This window comes from Candidatus Abawacabacteria bacterium, assembly GCA_016207805.1.
Lineage (GTDB): Bacteria > Patescibacteriota > Gracilibacteria > RBG-16-42-10 > RBG-16-42-10 > JACQZO01.
Genome location: JACQZO010000009.1, coordinates 1 through 17,032 on the forward strand (window position 1 = coordinate 1; position 17,032 = coordinate 17,032).

Sequence of the window (17,032 nt, forward strand, 5' to 3'; positions counted from 1 at the left end):
ATGCCGCGAGACAGGATTCTCCAGGATGAGGACGTGGCTCCCATGTTTGCTTGCTTTTTAAATATACTCAAAAAGCCTCATAACAATATACGAGGATTAGGATTAGGATAAGATACGTCACACCTACGGTGCTCGTGTGGTCGGGGTGATCCGATTTGAACGGACGACCTCAGCGTCCCGAACGCTGCGCGCTAGCCAACTGCGCTACACCCCGTTAGTAGAACAAGAATAAGTGGGAATTGCGAAAACAATATAGTCTATGATCCAGATTATAAAAAATTGTTCCGATACAGAATAATTGATTAAAGCTTATAATCAAGAAAACAGGCATTGCCATGTACCGCTTCTGGTATATGGTCGGGATGAGAGGACTTGAACCTCCGACCTCTTGCACCCCATGCAAGCGCGCTAGCCAACTGCGCTACACCCCGTTGAGCGCCACGAATGTAGCATAAGTTTTCTTCATGCGCGAGTAGTTTTTATTACGTCGTTTCTGCATCCTTCATTTCATGTGTCTCAAAATGAAATAATAACCAATGCTAAATGAAAATGACTCAATAATTTTAATACTGAGCCATTTAGCAAGCTTATTAGGTATGATTAGTAGTGAAGCGAATATTACACTTTTCTTAAATTGTTTCTTGTGGACGCCCTAACGTCGGTTTCTTGTAAAGTCGTTGGTGTTGTCGGAAACATTGCCATTACTGTATCTGGTGTTGCTCTGGCAGGGCCCACCATTCTGGCTATAGCTATACTCACTGCTGCTGACTTCCCTTTGACGTTACTAATATGACAAGTGACGATGCCTCTTTGTGAGTCTACCTCAAAACGCATTTCATCATCAAAACTTGGTCTGCCTAATTTCTTTACTTCATGGTCAGAGCCCAATGCCATAGCGAATATATTGCTAAGACGTTCAGCCGTTTGAGCTGCGGTAGGGCTACTGGGGGATAAACTCCTACTCAAAAGAAATAAAATCTTTCCTTCACGCCCGCCTTTTCTAAACTTTTCTTCGACATGATCTACCGATCTATCACCTTCATTTAAAGCCATAAAAATTATTAATTCTTATCATTGTATCATAAATTATATTGGAGAAGTGAGGCGGTCTGCATAAATGAGACTGCGCACTAATAGCAAATACTTCTGCTAAACGCAATGAGTTGGATTATAGGAAAACCTATCTTTTGTGTTTACGATCGATTGAAACAATGTGAAAAGGCGATTTACTTTGCTGCTTAATAACGTAAGATACTGCTAGGATTTTCTTTTATGCAAACAATCTACATCGTTATTAGCAGTGTACTTGCGCTGATTTCTCCTATCGTTTACGCCCGGGCAATTTTACGCGGAGAAGCAAAGCCTCATCGGACGACGCGCTTTGTATTATTAGTGATCACTGCATTATCCACTGCTTCATTATTAGCAAATAATAATACAGTTGCAGTCTGGTTAGCTGGGGTATCAACGTTACAGGCAATTATTATTTTTGCATTAAGCATTAAACACGGCATGGGAGGTTGGGCGAAGCTAGATATTCTTTGTCTAATTATTGCTGTAGTGGGGATAATTGTTTGGCAGACTACCAATAATCCTATATTGGGACTGTACTTTTCTATTCTTGCTGACTTCACTGGCATGATTCCAGCAATTATCAAAACTTATCGTTTTCCGAAAACAGAGATTGTCACTTTTTTTCTTCTTGATACGATCGCAGCGGTATTTACTTTATTTGCTATTGATCAACTAATACTAGAGAATATTGCATATCCGATCTATATATTTGTGATCAATTTAATTATGTGTGCCTTGATTGTTGCTCCGCGTATGCCTAATGAAAGAATGAAGAATCCCGTTGCTTTATAAATACAAAGCAGCCAGAACAAAATCTACAGCTCTAGTAATGAATGTTTGCAAAATTGGCAAACCAAAGAAATTGCTTACAATGATTAAGCCAAAAAGTACTAATGGTCCATTGTCCTCTAGCCAGTCAGAAATATAAGCATATTTTTGACCTAAAAAAAGAAATAAAACTTTTGAGCCATCAAGTGGGGGAATGGGTAGAAGGTTAAATACCATCAAAGCAATATTGAGTGAAATAGTGAAAAAGAAAATAGTACTTAAAATGCCACCAGTGGGAACAAGGCCATATTTAATGAGCATTACCAAAAGCATAGCAAGCAATAAATTACTTACCGGACCAGCGAGAGAGATCAATGCCTGATCGCGTAAGGGCGAACGTAAATTCTGTGGATTTACGGGTACCGGTTTTCCCCAGCCAAATCGTACTAAAAAAAGCAAAATAGTACCCATAGGATCCAAGTGTCGCAAAGGATTGAGACTGATTCGCCCTTCAAATTTAGCTGTTGGATCTCCAAGCCAATTGGCTACTATAGCATGAGCACATTCATGGATAGTAATGGCGACAAGGAAAGCAATGATGGCAGCAATGAGGGTTGGGATGTCAAACATAGAAAGGGAAATAATTCTGAGTGCTGAATTCTGAATGCTGAATTGAGGCAGGAGGCTTCGCCGTTTTTAATTTTGTTGAAAAAATTATACATCATCGTCTACTCAACAGCTTTCATCCCCCTGTCCATTCTGAATTCTGCATTCAGCATTCAGAATTCAGTTACATTTCTCTTATAACACGAATTTTAGCGCCAAGCTTGTTTAATCTTTCTGCGATTTCTTCATAGCCTCGGTTGATAGAGTATACATTACGCAAAATTGACTTTCCTGGAGCGGCCAACATAGCGATAAGAATAATCATGGCTGGACGCAAGGCTGGAGGGCATACTAATTGAGTGGGCTTAAAAGGGGTGGGACCTTCAATGAATACCCGATGAGGATCGGCAAGAATCATTTGCGCTCCTAGCTTTGCCAGTTCCATAAAATAAATAGCGCGATTTTCGAAAGTCCAATCATGGATCAGTGTTGTTCCTTTAGCCTGTGCTGCTATGGGTACGAAGAAGGGGAGATTGTCTTGATTGATACCAGGATAAGGCTGGGCATGAATTTTTTCTTCTGCGGCTTGTAATGTAGATGGTAATACTTCTAGATCAACTAATTTGGTAAAGCCGTTTTGAGAAAAGTATTCTTTGGAACGCTTAAACTTTAGGCCCATTTTTTTTAGTTTGTATAATTCTAGTTCTAAGAAATCAATTGGACAGCGCTTGATCATCAGATGGGAGCCCGTGGTGATGGCGGCACTGAGGAACATCATCGCTTCAATTGGGTCCTCACTATTCCAATACTCTACATCTTGATCGATTTCTTTTATGCCTTCGATAGTTACCGTACTAGTACCTACCCCTTCTACTTTGACTCCTAATGTTTGGAGAAAGCGGCAAGTTTCTTGCACCATATAATTGGCGGGGGCAAATTTGATTACTGTTTTGCCTGGAATCTTAGCGGCTGCAATAATTAAATTCTCTGCTGCCGTATCTCCAGCCTCGTACATTACTAACGTGGTACCACGAAGCTTATTGATTGAAACATCATAACTATCACGGGTAACTTTAATTTTAACGCCCATTTCTTCCAAGCCAAATAAATGCGCGCTTACAGTTCTTTTGCCTAGTTTGCAGCCCGATGCATGGGGGAGAGAAAATTTATTAAATAGGTGGATTAACGGTCCCATTAGCATAATCACTGAACGAGTTTTGATAGCTGCATTAGTATTGATTTTGTCCAAAGCTAACTTAGCTGGTGGCGTTATTTCCAAAGTATTTTTCGCTGTCCATTTTATTTGCACACCAATACTAGTGAGCACTTCCAACATGCGATTTACTTCTTCAATGCGAGGGATGTTGTGTAGTGTGGTGGTGCCTTTATTGAGCAAAGAAGCACACAATAATCCCATAGCGCCATTTTTGGATGCATTGGTGGTGATTTCCCCGGAAAGCTTTCTGCCCCCCTCGATTTCAAAATCTATTGATCCTTCTGCTAGGCTAACAATTTTATGATTAAGAGCTTTACTTACTCTAGTGAGTATCTCCGTAGTGAAATTTTGCTCGCCTTTTTCCATCCTAGCTACTGCACTTTGACTCGTGCCAATGAGTTCAGCAAAATCCTCCTGGGTGAGACCTCTGAGCTCTCGTAATTCACGAATGAAATTGCCAATCTTGCCCTGTTCTTTTGCGATTAAAGTAGTCGACATTGAGAAGTGTTAACTGTAATACAAATATATCACATACGATATAATGTAAAGTGGTTGGGGCCTACTTGTAGTTGCGGCTTGTTATTTGTAATTTGTAATTCGTAATCCGTAATTTTTACGTCTCATGCTCTCATGCAACATTGGTCCTCAAAATCGTTTAATGCGTGGAATGACGGGTATTGTAGTTAACTTTTTGGTGGTTCTATTTTCTGCAGCAATTCCTTTATGGTTGTTTTGGTTGGGCATCGTAGTTAGCTATGCCATTCTATTCCAGGGAGTGGTGGGGTGGTGTTATGTGCATGCATTACTGGGAACGAAGAACCTGAAATAGAGCTAAGAGCTAAATGCTGAGAGCTAAGAGTTCGCCAATCTTAGCTCTTCGCTCTCAGCTCTTAGCTCTATTTATTGACTTTCTCCCAGCATTGAGTATAGTTACCTTCGGTTTCAGGTTTTTATTGTATCCATTAGGGTCTAGTTAAGGGTCTTGTGGGGCAAACTTGAACCACAAACTATCTTTAACTTAACTTTTGTGTCTCAAGTTTCCGATTCTTCTTCTCGTTCTCAAGGTGATGCAGCTGCTGAAGGCAGAAAACTTTTCGTTGGTGGTCTCCCATATGCGATGACTGCTGATGAGGTTCAAACTCTTTTCGCTGATGCTGAGGATTCAAATCTTCAAGTCACTTCAGTTTATCTCCCAGTAGATAAAATGAATAACAACCGTCCTCGTGGTTTCGGATTTGTAGAATTCGCTACTAAAGAGGATGCTCAAAGAGCTATCTCAAAATTCCACGGCTTTGAAGTTCAAGGTCGCAAATTGACTGTAAACGAAGCACGTCCTCGCGACGCTCGTTAGTCAAATTAGCGGTGGACAGGCAAAAGAATGTTCGTGATCTAAATTTTTTAGACTTGCGCCATTCTTTTTCCTACCATTCGTAATTTGTAATTCGTAATTCGTAATTTCTATGGCTCGTCGTTGTGATTTAACTGGCAAAAGACCAAGTGCAGGCAACAATCGTCCTTTTTCATTAAAGGCGACAAAGCGACGTTTTCTGCCTAATCTGCAAAAGCGTCGTGTGCAAATTGGTCCTGGCCAATTTATTACCTTAAAGGTTTCTACTCGTGCACTTCGCACATTGAGCAAAAATCTTGTAAAATAATCAATTCTCACATGGTCCATGACATTGGCTATGTGCTGACGAGTGACTTTATAGAGGGCATTTGTGTGCGGGTAACAAATCCGCAAGCAATGTCCTCTTTGCGTATCGGTCAATTAATTGTCATAGAATCTTCAACCAATGAATGGTTTTATGCTCAGATTAATAATCTTCATACCGCTTGGTTTCACGATCTGCAAGATCAACCTATATTACATACCATTCCCAAAAGAGCCGACCTAATGCAGCTCTTTATTGAAAATACTATTTCAGTGAGAGCGGTGAAAGCCTATAACGGTGGGGAATTGCTGGCGGTGAGATCAATCCCTTTACCTGGTCTTAAGGTGCGTTTTGCTACAGAAGAAGATATTGCTCTGATATATGGTCCTCGTGATGGAGATCATATTTACCTCGGTGAACCTTTAGAAATGAATGTGCCAGTAGTAATTAATGCTCAACAGTTTATCGAGAGAAGTAATGGCATATTTGGCAAATCTGGTACGGGTAAGTCATTTTTAGCTAGAATTGTGTTAGCTCAATTGATTCATGGCCAGAAAGTAGCAAATCTTATTTTTGATATGCACAATGAATATGGTTGGGAGAGTCGCAGTGAGCAAGGTTCAGGTAAAGTGAAGGGATTACGTCAATTATTTCCTGGCCAAGTGCTTATTTTTACTTTGGACCCGGAAGCATCAAAAGCTAGAGGCGTAAAGCCCGATCATGTACTGAATATTGCTCCGGAAATGATCACCGTAGATGATATTGCATTACTAAGTGAGGAATTGGATCTTTCCCAACCGATGTTGGATGGTATTGCGATGGTACAAAAAAAAGTGGGGGATGGTTGGATGAAGCGTCTCACTGATATCGATCCTGTACGAGTGAAAGATGATAGCGAATTTTTTGGTGTCGGCGAGGGCACCCTATTAGCTTTGCATCGAAAGTTGCATCGAATTACTGCTTTACCATTTTTGCGCGAAAGTAGTGAAAACCATTTACAAACGTTAGCTTTAGCACTGCAAAGTGGTAAAACCGTTATCCTTGAGTTCGGTCATCAAAATAGTGTAGTGACATATATGTTAGTAGCAAATATTCTTACTCGTTTGATTTATCAGCGCTATGTTCATGCTACTGAGCAATTTATGCAAAGTCAGCAGGCGAGTGACAAGGTAATTCCCTTGATGATTGTCATCGAAGAAGCGCATAAATTTTTGCAGGGCCGAGTAGCGCGAAGTACTACCTTTGGTACCATCGCTCGCGAAATGCGTAAATATTCAGTGACATTATTAATTATTGATCAACGACCATCTTCCATTGACCGAGAGATTTTGTCTCAAATAGGTACACGTATTGTTGCTATGCTCAATGATCCAGACGATATCGAAGCAGTATTCACTGGAGTTTCTGATAAACAATCATTGAAGTATTGGTTATCTACTTTGGATAGTAAAAAACAAGTGCTCTTGCTAGGTCATGCTTTACCTATTCCTACTCAAGTGCGGGTGTGTGAATATGATGAAGAATTCTATAAAACTCTTCAATCAAATACTGATAAAGCAGTGGAGGAATTATTTGGTTAATTAGAACCGATGTTGAGATCACAGAAAGGTATGTCACTACGAATGGCAGAGAGTTGTGTGATAGGGAAATGCTGCATGTTTTTGTTAACTGTTGCTGCCTGAAGTTTAAGGGAAGTGCAGGGAGGAAAGGAATAATTATGGTCAGCAAGAATTGAATGCGGTCTTTTGCCCAACTTTGCAAAAGTGGAAAAATACATTAGGATCCAATCTTTATGTTTTTTATGGCAAAAGTGACAACTCCAATACAATCAGATGCCGTGTTGCGTGTCGTGAATAAAGGATTACGTCAATACTTTAGCTCTACTATGGATAAAGCTTCCATTGCTGGAGCTGGATTCACTTTTTCTGGTGTTAAACTAGACGTTCGTAGTGACTTTTGGCGGGCATATAAAGCAGCTCAAGAAGATCGAAGCTCATTTCGTCGAAATATCTTAGATGCACTGAAAGTTGTTGCTCAATTAGAAAAAGGAAGATATTGGAGTGTTGCCGAATTCTGTCATGTTTTGGCCAATATAAGGATAGTTCTTGCTCGGACTTTGCAATCCATCACGGTCAAGAGTGTTCGTGATACTATCAATGAAAGTGATTATGCTCTTTTGGATGCTTGTAGTGACAGTGCTCAATTGGGTGATGACTTGGCTGGAGAGTTAGTTGTGGCTGAGCAGCGTCAAGTAGTACGTGCCATTTTGTTGTCTTTGGAGAGAAGATATCGTCATCTGCTGGTAAGTAGAGAATTTATTCGTCACCATGTGGAAACTTTAATAAATTATTATTTATGCACTGATCGAGATCGCAGGTGTCATGTCCCCCTCATGAACGAAGTTTCAGTGGCTCGTGGTGTTACCTTTGGTATGGAATTAGATAGGCTTTTGGAAAATGTGGTCGTACTTCGTCTCGAGCATCTCAATGAAAAGATAGCTTTTGACCAAAAGGTGCGAGATGTAAGGGCATTGGTTGAAGAGTGCCGTGGAGATCAAGGAAATGGGCATTTTTTGGCTGATGAAGGGGAACAAATAATTTTACTTGGCTATGGTAGTTCTGCGGTAACGGAGAGAATAAGAAGGCGGCGCAAAATAAGTGGTCGTGTTAAGGCGACTGTAGCTCCGGAAGATTTTGACGCGCTCGTTCATTCACGAGGCAGCCGGATTGGTTTGTAGCTTTAGGCTCAATTACTTATTTTCCCGTGAATTTAGGGAGAAATTAGTATTAATATTGCTATGAGTTCATCCGATACTGTGATATTTTATAGGTGAATTTTTCTTTGTTATGTACCGTCCTAATGTTGCTGCTGTGGTAGTGAACCACAATAAAGAGATTATGATCTGTAAGCGCAATGTTCCGCAAGAACATTGGCAATTTCCTCAGGGGGGCGTGGATGAGGGAGAGACTGAAGAACAAGCAGTTTTGCGTGAGCTACAGGAAGAGCTTGGTTCTAATAAATTTTCTTTATTGTATAAATCTAAAAACCTCTACCGCTATGAGTGGCCCGGACGCGGTAAGGAAAGCGAAGGAGATGAAATTATTGGTCAAGAACAACGCTTTTTCTTAGTATTGTTCTGGGGTGTTGATAGTGAAATCGAATTGGAAAAGGGGGGCAGACTTACTGAGTTTAAATGGGTACAGCCAGAGGTAGTGGTAGAAAAGATCTATCCTGCTCGTAAATCAACGTGTGAAGCAGTATTAAAAGAATTTGCTCCTATACTTAAGGTTGCTTCGACATGAAAAGTAATAAGTTCATTACTTTAGTAGTACTGTTTCAAGTATTGCTCGCTTCTTCAAGTGTCAGCGCTGCTAGCAATTTTAGTGATGTCCCTGTCGATCATGTTTATGCCCACGCCATTCAAGTACTGAAGGATAAAGGTATTGTTAGAGGTTACGATGGCATTAGATTTGGTCCTGAACAATTAATCACCAGAGCGGAGCTTTTGAAAATTGCTTTGGAAGGTGCTGATATTGACACCTCAGATCAAAAGAATAGCGCTTCACCTTTTATTGACTTGGATACGAAGCACTCTCTGCGTCAGTATGTTATTTATGCTAAAGAAAATAATATCGTCTCAGGGTATTCAGACAGCAGTTATCGTCCCAATCAACCAACCACCAGAGCTGAGGCGATAAAGATTTTACTTAATGTCAACGCCATTGTAGTTCCTCCGGCAATTACCAGGTCTCCCTATCAGGATTTGCGTAATAATGATCCGATCGCACCTTTTGTGATGACTGCTCGAGAAAAGAAAGTGATTCCAGCGAAGTATGAAGCAACAAATCTTGGTGCCGGAGAACACATTAAACGTGGGGAAGTGGCCGAAATGATGTATCGCTTACTCTATCTGAAAGAAAACAATCTTTCTGAGTATCCTGAAAATACAGCCTCTATTGTGGTAGTAACAGGTAATCACCCAGTTGATGTTTTTAAAAATATTACTGTCCAAACACCGATTGCTAAAACCATGGTCGCAAATACTTATTATCCAATTTCAGTAACGACTACAGCTGCAATAGTGAAAGTGATTATTGAAGATAATCATGAGCAACAGTCGGTTTGGGAATATAAGGTAGAAAATGGTCGAGCGACTTTTGATATCTTTTTTCCTAGTCCTGGTCAGTATCATATTGCTCTCCTCGCTGATGATAGTAAGCAAGCTGCTTCATTGCCTGTGGCAATACTGGAGAAATGGCTCATTGGTAGTGAAGGAGCACTAGAGGCTATTGCTGGTGCCCAATTTTCTGGTGATGAAAATCAGCGTATGTGGTTGATGTGGAGTGGAGCAGCTGGCAGAAAATTATTGCAACTTACCTGTGAACAGGGGAATAAAAAAGTGACTCGGTTACTCATGTCAGCAGGCGAAAAATGGGAATTAGATTATCAAATGTTCTATGGTTTTGTTGAAGGCAATATTAATTGTTCCTTAGCTCAAGCCAATGCTGAGTCAACTATAGCAACCGAGCAACCGCTTAGTTCTGCTTATTCCTGGTCTTTTCCTGCTATTACTCACCACTTCCGTACTTGGGATCAAAAGAATCTGACTTTGACAGGTGCTTTACCATTATTTACTGAGGCGAATTCATTGTCATTACAGGGGAAAGCGAAAATCCCTTTGGCCAATACTGCCGCAATTATTTTACCTTCAGGAAATGTCCAAACATTTTCTTTGCAAGCAGGAGATCAGGAAGTGCTGAATTCAGATATTCCTTGGCAATTACAGGTAGATCTCAATGAAACTGGAGTATATTTTTTAGAAATTAATGATACTGAGGGGCTAGCGGTATTGAATACGCCTATTTACCGCCAAAAAGGTATCCCTGTACTGCCAGATTTCATTGCCAAGCAAGAAGGTGTGGTGATCACCAACAAGACCCCCCTGACACCTTCAGAGAGAACTGACATGGTGCAAGAATTATTGCGTAGAATCAATGCTCTTCGGGTATCACAAGACAGAGATCCTGTGGTTTTGGATACTACTTTGAGCATTTTTGCTCAAGCGCATGCTGATGATATGGTTGCCCAAAATTATTTTTCCCATCGCGATAAAAGTGGCCGTGGTCCTGATCAGAGAAGGCAGCGTTTTGATGTTACTTTACCAGTAGGAGAAAATATTGCTTTGAGTATTGATATTGATGCTATCGATGAGGGCTTGAATCGCAGTGCTGTCCACCGTCTCAATACGCTACGTGCTCAATGGGCCCAAGTAGGTATCGGTATTGCTCGAGGCAGTGATGGTTTGCTCTATGCTGTAGAAGAATTCTCCACCCGTTCATTTATTGCTCGGCCTATGACGGAGGCTGAGCAACAAGAATTGCAAACGATGACTTTGGAACGTTTGAATCTTAACCGTGCTAATGAGCATTTATTCCCCTTAACTATCGGCACAGAATTTCAAGGGGCTATTGATACTTGGGAAGCAAATCCCAAAGGTACCGATCTGAAATCATTATTACTGGCAGCTGGTATGAAACGTGGCCGAGTACTTTCTATTGAAACTGATTATTCCCCTCATTTGCCAGCAGAGTTGTCCTTGCAAACCGCATTATCCGAGCCAGGTATCACTAAAATGATTATGGGTATTGCTTTTGTAGGGGAACGCATGCATACCCGAGTCGTGTTTTATTAGCAAAAATGCCCACCCTTTCTTATTCCGCTTTACAAACTTTTCGCACTTGTCCTTTACAGTATAAGTACGCCTACCTAGATAAATTCCCTGGTGAACAGACGGCGAGTATGCATTTTGGCACTTTGCTCCATCAAGTCATGGAAGAGCTCTATGCCACCAATTTGTTACCGGTAAGTAAAGATGAGTTGATCAATATTATTAGTAATAAATGGCGTGGTGATCTGTATCAGTCGGATCAATTTCAAGCGGAACAAGATTTTAAGGAGGCGATTGCTATTGCTAGTAGAGAATGGGAAAAGAGGCAAAGCCCAATTGCTCATCATACTATTGGTTTGGAAAAGCCTTTCATCTTTAAGGTGATTGACGATTTTTTAGTTAGAGGCCGCATTGATCGGGTCGATAAAGTGGATAATGAAACTTTGGAAATTATTGATTACAAAACTGGCCGCATGGTGCCGTCTCAAGGCGAATTGGAAAATAACTTACAATTAGCAGTGTACTATGTTGCCTTACGGGCTCTATGGCCAAACATGAAAAAAGTAAAGCTAACGCTCTACTATCTGCGTCCCGACATGGCTGTCAGTTTCGAACCAGGTCTGGATTTTGAGCAAATGTCTTTAGATAAGTTGAAAACAGTAATTGCCAGTATTAAGCAAAGTGATTTTGGCCCCACAGTTGGTTCTCATTGCCAGCGCTGTTCCTATAGATCTGTCTGTCCTATGATGAAACACAAATATGCTAAGCCTGAAGCAGTCCAAGCGGGTAAGACTTTAGCTGATACCTATGTGCAATTGGTAACTGAACGCAAGGCTATCGAAGCACAAATTGATCAAACTAAAGAGCATTTGGATCAATTCTTTGCCAACAATGAAGTGCAACAAGTATTTGGCACTACTGCTGCTGTCCGCAAGTCCACTAGCCAAGTAAGCCGATTGAATGGAGCCCAAGTGAAAACCTATTTAGAAGCCCAAGGCAATCTATCCGACTTCATCGAAACCAAAGTTGAAAGTAGATTAGTGATTAGTCAATCATTAACCCCCATAGAAGAAATATAGCGCCTCGTCTCTCCATTCGTAATTTGTAATTCGTAATTTCTATGCACCTTCTTCTCTACGGCGATGACAGCGCTCTGCTCAGAGACAAACTGGCTGCCTTTAAATCACAGTTTAGTAAAATGTATCCTGATGGTGAAGTGATTACTCTTTATCATGATGATTTACCTGAGTTAGATATCATGGCAGATTTGTTAACTACGGATTCATTATTTGGCAGCAAAAAGCTTTTTATTTTCAAAGGCCTCATTCCTCAATTGGAAAAGAAGAATGCTCAAGAATTAATTCCTTGGTTGCACTCAGGTGGCGCATTACATACAGTTATTTATTATGAAGAGGGGAATCTTGAGGCGCAAAAATCTGAGTTCATTCAAGATCTTCAGAAGCGAACACTATTAGATCCTAAATATGTGTTCTTTTGTCGTAAGGGGAGAGGCTTTAGCCATAATACTAATTTAACTACAGAGCAAAAGCTTTATCTAGATCAAGTTTATGCTGATGATAGTGCCTTAGCAAAACAAGAAATGAAAAAAGTAGAGCTATTGCAAAGAGCAGGGCATCCAGAATTGATTAATCAAGTGTTTAGTGACTTTCAAATGTCGCTTTCGGTATTTCCTTTTATTGACAGTATCTTTGCTCGTGATGTCCGCAAGTCAACTTCATTGTTAAAGAGTTTGTTAGAACAAGGGGAAAATGAACTGATGCTTCTCACTATGCTTATCAACCATATGAAAAAGATCCTTTTTGTCCTTGATGCTGAAGATAAGGGCGGCGATATCGATGGTTTACTGAAAAAAATGAGGGTGCATGCTTTTGTGGCTAAAAAGTTGCTACAACAAAAGCGAGCATTTACTTTGATTCAAGCTAAAATGTGGCTCGCAAACTTATTGCAAATTGATTTGTTGGCTAAGCAAGGGAAAGTGGATCCGAAAATAGCTCTTAGCCAATTTTGTGTTAGTATTGGCACGTAGTCTTTTCGCATATGCTTCGTCGTAAATGGCAAGAGAACATCACCATGCGCATGCTCCTGGGAGTGTGTATTTTTCTGGCCATATACCAGATGTACACCTATGCCGTGAAAAGCTATCAAGATTATCAAATCAATCAACAAATTCGCCAAGGTGAAGCTGAAATTACCCAATTGGAACAGGATAACCGTCATATGCAGGAATACTTAAAGTATTTAGATACCGAAGCATACAAAGAGAAGGAGGCTAAGCGAATTAAAAATGTTAAGAATCCGAATGAAGATGTCTTTATTATCCGCAATCAAGGATTAGAAAAAGTAGATTCAGCCCAAAATCAGCAAATAAATTCATGGTTAGCACTTTCTAATCCTGAAAGGTGGTGGAAGTTCTTTTTGAGATAGTTATTAACCAATATCTATGTTGCTCTTATTCCAAAAAGAGAGTTGTCCCTATTGCGCTAAAGTTCGCTTGGCTCTCACTAATCTGCAGCTTTCCTTTGTCTCTATTAATTCCAAAAGTGGTTATCCTGCTAGAGATATTCAAATAAAATTGGGTGGCATCGATCAAGTTCCGTTTTTAGTTGATATTGATCGCGGCGTGCTAATGTATGAATCTGATGATATAGTAGCGTATCTAGAAAAAACTTATGGCAAATAAAAGGGGAGTGGTGATGCTCAGGGCTGGTAGAGAACGGTCAGTACAGAAATTTCATCCTTGGGTATTCTCAGGGGCAATTACTAAAGTTGACGCGCAAAAGGGTGATATTGTTGATATTATTGATAACAAGGAACAGTTTTTAGCCTGCGGCTATTTTAATGACAGTGCCACCATTGCTTGTCGTATTCTCACTTGGCATCAAACTGAAGAGATTGACCAAGCATTTTTTGCTAATAAATTACGTTCGGCTTATATCCAACGTCAGCCATTTCTGACTGAAACTAATGCCTATCGTTTATGTTTCAGTGAAGCTGATGGTTTGCCAGGACTGATTGTTGATGTCTATGATCAAGTGGTGGTGATCCAAATCTCTACTCTTGGTATGGAAAGGTGGCGAGATACTATTGTCAAAGCTCTCGTGGATGTTTTGAGTCCTAGCTCTATTTATGAAAAAAGTGAAAGCGAAAGTCGTGCTATTGAAGGACTAGGAGAAAGTAATGGTTTGCTCTGGGGAGAACTCAAAACCGGTATGGTAGAGATAAAAGAGGGTAATGCTACCTTTTTAGTTGATGTTATCAATGGTCAAAAAACAGGTTTTTTCTTAGATCAAAGAGCAAATCGCTTAAGTATTGCCCCATACGTAAAAGATAAAGTTGTATTGAATACATTCTCTTATACTGGCGGCTTTAGTATTCATGCCGCTTTGGCTGATGCTAAACAAGTAGTTAGCGTAGATAGTTCCGAAAGTGCTATTGCTTTAGCAAAAGAGAATGCCCAGCAAAATAAAGTAGCTGATAAATGCTTATTCAGTTGTGAAGATGTGTTCGAATACCTAAAAAAAACTGATCAGCAATTTGATGTGATCATTCTCGATCCACCTGGTTTTGTGAAGTCAAAAAAAGATTTACAAGCGGGGACAAATGCTTATCGAGTATTGTATCAATTAGCTCTAAAACGTTTAAGCCGCAATGGTATACTCATTACGGCATCATGTTCTGGCTGGGTAGATCGAGCACTCTTTCACAAAATCGCTTTTTGGGCATGTGAAAAGAATGGCGTAGTATTAAAGCTGATCGCAGAAAGCGGACATACCTGGGACCACCCTATTTCAGTTTTTTTCCCTGAGGGAGAGTATCTGAAATATGCTGTATATCAGCGAGCGAATTAAGACTTAGTTCTAGTAGCAGTTCGTTGAGCTATTACAGCATCAGCTTCAGCAGCAGCAATTTGTTGTGTTTCGATTTCGTCAATAACAATGCGCACTTTTGCTAATGATTCTAGTTCGTGGTGTTGTTGAAATAACGATCCCAATGGGCCAATGATGCGAGCGATAGTGTCGCGGTTGCCTATACGTGAGCCAATGATAGCTCTTTCCCACGCAGTTAGTTGTCTTTTCATTTCCTCAACAATAATTCTAGTCAACTCCATTAATTGGGCACCTTCTTTTCTTTGCTCGATATCGTCGCTGCATAGCAAAATATAGGCCTGTTCACGTAAATTGTCAGTTACAGCAACCCATTGCCAAAAACGAGCTGCATCTAGCGAGTACTGACCATTAAAACTATCTACAATTTGTTTCCTGGTTTCACCGCCACTTAAGATTGCTGTTATCCACCATCGTGATGCGTGAGCGATGCGATTATTCAAATGTTCAAACCGGGCTTTACCTTGAGGTATCTTTTGTAAGGCCAATTCAGCTCTTAAGGGATAACGAGTTTCACCAGCTCTTGCCATTGCTATTCCTTGTAAAATATAGGCGGCAAATTGAGGGCCAAGATTATTTAGGTTGGCATCTTTACTATAAGCTAGTATTTCTTCTCTTACTGAAGCTGGTTCCGTCATCGGTTTTGCCACTTCTCCGTTCCCCACTGCTTCAGCGGCTTGTGCCATGATACTCTCCCAATTGGCTAGATTTAGTGCTTTGGTTGTCATAATAAATTTGTGAATGGCTATCTTATACCAATAAAATGAGAAGTCAATCATTACTTAATGAAGGCATTTAATAGTTGCTTATTGCGCCAAAATAATTAGTTGTTTTGTCTAATTCCTTTGTTAGAAAGTCTAGGAAATTTTTAGTACAGTGAAACCTTCACAATACTTCTATGCCATTAGGAACTCCCGAATTATTACTGCTTGCAGCATTAGGTCTTCCTTCTTCAGGATCGGAGTATAGAAAAAGTTTTCGGGATGTCGTTGAGTTCAGTTTTGTTACTACAGGGCGTGATCATCTTCGCGTTCATAGTATGGATCAAAGACAAATAATTGGTGCCGTGCTTGCTCGTGATCGTCGTCGGCAGCAGCTTGATGGAAGAATTAGTTCTGAAAAAAAACATCATCGGGCGCCTCGGCGCAAAAAGCCCGATTATTGGCAGGAAAAAGCACTACGTGATGCCAATAGGCATGGTGGCAATTCTTAGATGATCTGAAAGCCATATTTGCTGAAGTGTACTTGCGTATTTATAATAACTGAGTAAAATGCTGACAGTTCTTCCGGTTACTTTATCGACGCGGGGTAGAGCAGTTGGCAGCTCGCAAGGCTCATAACCTTGAGGTCGCTGGTTCGAGTCCAGCCCCCGCAACCAATACGAGCACCGTAGGTGCGGCGTGTCTTATCCTAATCCTTATCCTCCCCTTATACCTTCTCCTTCACCAGAAGCAGTTTTGACGATGCTCGAAGGATCAGGATAAGTATAAGGATAAAATGAGGAATTCTGGAGTATTCAATCCGGGCTATTTCTCTGAGTCTATTGGAAATAGTGGTGAATATGAATTAATGTCTCAAGGCTATAATCATACCAGTAGGAAAATCTTTATATGAAAACTATTCTTCACTTAGCGATATCAGCTGACGGTTTTATAGCAGAGTCAAATGGTAATTCAGACTGGGTGTTACCAGCTGACGAGGACCTTTTTATCCAGCGCGCTCATGATGCTGGTTGTTTAGTTGTGGGGAAAACTACATTTCAGCAATATCAAAATAAGATCTATCCGGTAAAAGATGTATTGAATATTGTACTGACTCATGATGATAATTTTCAGGCAAAAAATATAATGGTTGCGGATTCTCCTGCAAGAGCCTTACAAATAGCCCAAGAACAAGGTTGCCCAGGATTATTAATTGCTGGTGGAGCAAAAACTAGTGCTACATTTTTACAAGCGAATCTCCTTGATGAAATATTCTTTTCTGTCCATCCTTTGATTTTGGGGGCAGGTATAAAACCATTTGGAGGCTTGGTCACAGTACGAAATATTTCGCTAATTGGTACCAAATCTTTGGCCAATGGCCTTGTCCAGTTACATTATAGAAGAGCCTAATCGCTAAATGAGCTATGCTCCTCTAGGCGATT

General features: G+C 40.4%; 19 protein-coding genes and 3 tRNA genes. 16 read left to right on the forward strand and 6 right to left on the reverse strand.

Going from position 1 to position 17,032, the window contains the following annotated elements:
• Positions 1-137 precede the first annotated feature (137 nt).
• From HY817_02345 to HY817_02355, 3 genes are all read right to left on the reverse strand, one after another.
• A tRNA-Pro gene (locus tag HY817_02345) sits at positions 138-214 on the reverse strand.
• A 140-nt stretch (positions 215-354) separates the two neighbouring features.
• Positions 355-431 (reverse strand) — tRNA-Pro (locus HY817_02350).
• A gap of 187 nt (positions 432-618) precedes the next feature.
• A complete protein-coding gene (locus HY817_02355) occupies positions 619-1,053 on the reverse strand; it encodes a hypothetical protein (protein MBI4836078.1) in 435 nt (144 codons plus the stop codon).
• 219 nt (positions 1,054-1,272) lie between these two features.
• Between HY817_02355 and HY817_02360 the strand changes: the two genes are divergently transcribed.
• Positions 1,273-1,866: a hypothetical protein gene (locus HY817_02360; protein MBI4836079.1), complete on the forward strand. Its 594-nt coding sequence runs from the start codon at positions 1,273-1,275 to the stop codon at positions 1,864-1,866.
• Here HY817_02360 and HY817_02365 read toward each other — a convergent pair.
• Entirely contained in the window at positions 1,861-2,472 is a 612-nt protein-coding gene (locus HY817_02365) for a site-2 protease family protein (protein MBI4836080.1), read from the reverse strand. The genes HY817_02360 and HY817_02365 overlap by 6 nt on opposite strands.
• 160 nt (positions 2,473-2,632) lie before the next feature.
• Entirely contained in the window at positions 2,633-4,162 is a 1,530-nt protein-coding gene (locus tag HY817_02370) for a UDP-N-acetylglucosamine 1-carboxyvinyltransferase (protein ID MBI4836081.1), read from the reverse strand.
• 124 nt (positions 4,163-4,286) lie between these two features.
• Here HY817_02370 and HY817_02375 point away from each other — a divergent pair, with 124 nt between their 5' ends.
• The 12 genes from HY817_02375 to HY817_02430 all read left to right on the forward strand — a co-directional run bounded on the left by HY817_02375 (position 4,287) and on the right by HY817_02430 (position 14,853).
• Positions 4,287-4,493 carry a DUF2892 domain-containing protein gene (locus HY817_02375; protein MBI4836082.1) on the forward strand — a complete coding sequence of 69 codons (207 nt, stop codon included), beginning with the start codon at positions 4,287-4,289 and terminating at the stop codon, positions 4,491-4,493.
• Between the two features lie 198 nt (positions 4,494-4,691).
• Positions 4,692-5,015: an RNA-binding protein gene (locus HY817_02380; protein ID MBI4836083.1), complete on the forward strand. Its 324-nt coding sequence runs from the start codon at positions 4,692-4,694 to the stop codon at positions 5,013-5,015.
• 109 nt (positions 5,016-5,124) lie between these two features.
• Entirely contained in the window at positions 5,125-5,319 is a 195-nt protein-coding gene (rpmB, locus tag HY817_02385) for a 50S ribosomal protein L28 (GenBank protein MBI4836084.1), read from the forward strand.
• A gap of 11 nt (positions 5,320-5,330) precedes the next feature.
• Positions 5,331-6,896, forward strand: coding sequence for an ATP-binding protein (locus HY817_02390; GenBank protein ID MBI4836085.1), 1,566 nt, complete (start codon positions 5,331-5,333; stop codon positions 6,894-6,896).
• Between the two features lie 221 nt (positions 6,897-7,117).
• The gene (locus tag HY817_02395) at positions 7,118-8,053 is read left to right on the forward strand and encodes a hypothetical protein (protein MBI4836086.1); all 936 of its coding nucleotides are present in this window, start codon (positions 7,118-7,120) and stop codon (positions 8,051-8,053) included.
• A gap of 109 nt (positions 8,054-8,162) precedes the next feature.
• Positions 8,163-8,618 carry an NUDIX domain-containing protein gene (locus tag HY817_02400; GenBank protein ID MBI4836087.1) on the forward strand — a complete coding sequence of 152 codons (456 nt, stop codon included), beginning with the start codon at positions 8,163-8,165 and terminating at the stop codon, positions 8,616-8,618.
• The gene (locus HY817_02405; GenBank protein MBI4836088.1) at positions 8,615-11,008 is read left to right on the forward strand and encodes an S-layer homology domain-containing protein; all 2,394 of its coding nucleotides are present in this window, start codon (positions 8,615-8,617) and stop codon (positions 11,006-11,008) included. Before HY817_02400 ends, HY817_02405 begins: the two co-directional genes overlap by 4 nt.
• Before the next feature lie 5 nt (positions 11,009-11,013).
• Positions 11,014-12,063 carry a PD-(D/E)XK nuclease family protein gene (locus HY817_02410; GenBank protein ID MBI4836089.1) on the forward strand — a complete coding sequence of 350 codons (1,050 nt, stop codon included), beginning with the start codon at positions 11,014-11,016 and terminating at the stop codon, positions 12,061-12,063.
• Positions 12,064-12,104: 41 nt separating this feature from the next.
• Positions 12,105-13,031: a hypothetical protein gene (locus HY817_02415; protein MBI4836090.1), complete on the forward strand. Its 927-nt coding sequence runs from the start codon at positions 12,105-12,107 to the stop codon at positions 13,029-13,031.
• 11 nt (positions 13,032-13,042) lie between these two features.
• Positions 13,043-13,429, forward strand: coding sequence for a septum formation initiator family protein (locus HY817_02420; GenBank protein ID MBI4836091.1), 387 nt, complete (start codon positions 13,043-13,045; stop codon positions 13,427-13,429).
• Positions 13,430-13,445: 16 nt separating this feature from the next.
• The gene (locus HY817_02425; GenBank protein MBI4836092.1) at positions 13,446-13,685 is read left to right on the forward strand and encodes a glutathione S-transferase N-terminal domain-containing protein; all 240 of its coding nucleotides are present in this window, start codon (positions 13,446-13,448) and stop codon (positions 13,683-13,685) included.
• Positions 13,675-14,853: a class I SAM-dependent rRNA methyltransferase gene (locus tag HY817_02430; GenBank protein MBI4836093.1), complete on the forward strand. Its 1,179-nt coding sequence runs from the start codon at positions 13,675-13,677 to the stop codon at positions 14,851-14,853. The genes HY817_02425 and HY817_02430 overlap by 11 nt, the downstream gene beginning before the upstream one ends.
• On the opposite strand, the gene HY817_02435 is transcribed toward HY817_02430, so the two are convergent.
• Positions 14,850-15,617 carry a hypothetical protein gene (locus HY817_02435; GenBank protein MBI4836094.1) on the reverse strand — a complete coding sequence of 256 codons (768 nt, stop codon included), beginning with the start codon at positions 15,615-15,617 and terminating at the stop codon, positions 14,850-14,852. The two genes, HY817_02430 and HY817_02435, sit on opposite strands and share 4 nt — an antisense overlap.
• Positions 15,618-15,787: 170 nt before the next feature.
• Here HY817_02435 and HY817_02440 point away from each other — a divergent pair, with 170 nt between their 5' ends.
• The 3 genes from HY817_02440 (at position 15,788) to HY817_02450 (ending at position 17,000) form a co-directional block, all read left to right on the forward strand.
• Positions 15,788-16,102, forward strand: coding sequence for a hypothetical protein (locus HY817_02440; protein ID MBI4836095.1), 315 nt, complete (start codon positions 15,788-15,790; stop codon positions 16,100-16,102).
• Positions 16,103-16,191: 89 nt separating this feature from the next.
• Positions 16,192-16,267: transfer RNA gene (locus HY817_02445), tRNA-Met, on the forward strand.
• A 232-nt stretch (positions 16,268-16,499) separates the two neighbouring features.
• Positions 16,500-17,000, forward strand: coding sequence for a dihydrofolate reductase (locus HY817_02450; protein ID MBI4836096.1), 501 nt, complete (start codon positions 16,500-16,502; stop codon positions 16,998-17,000).
• Positions 17,001-17,032 lie beyond the last annotated feature (32 nt).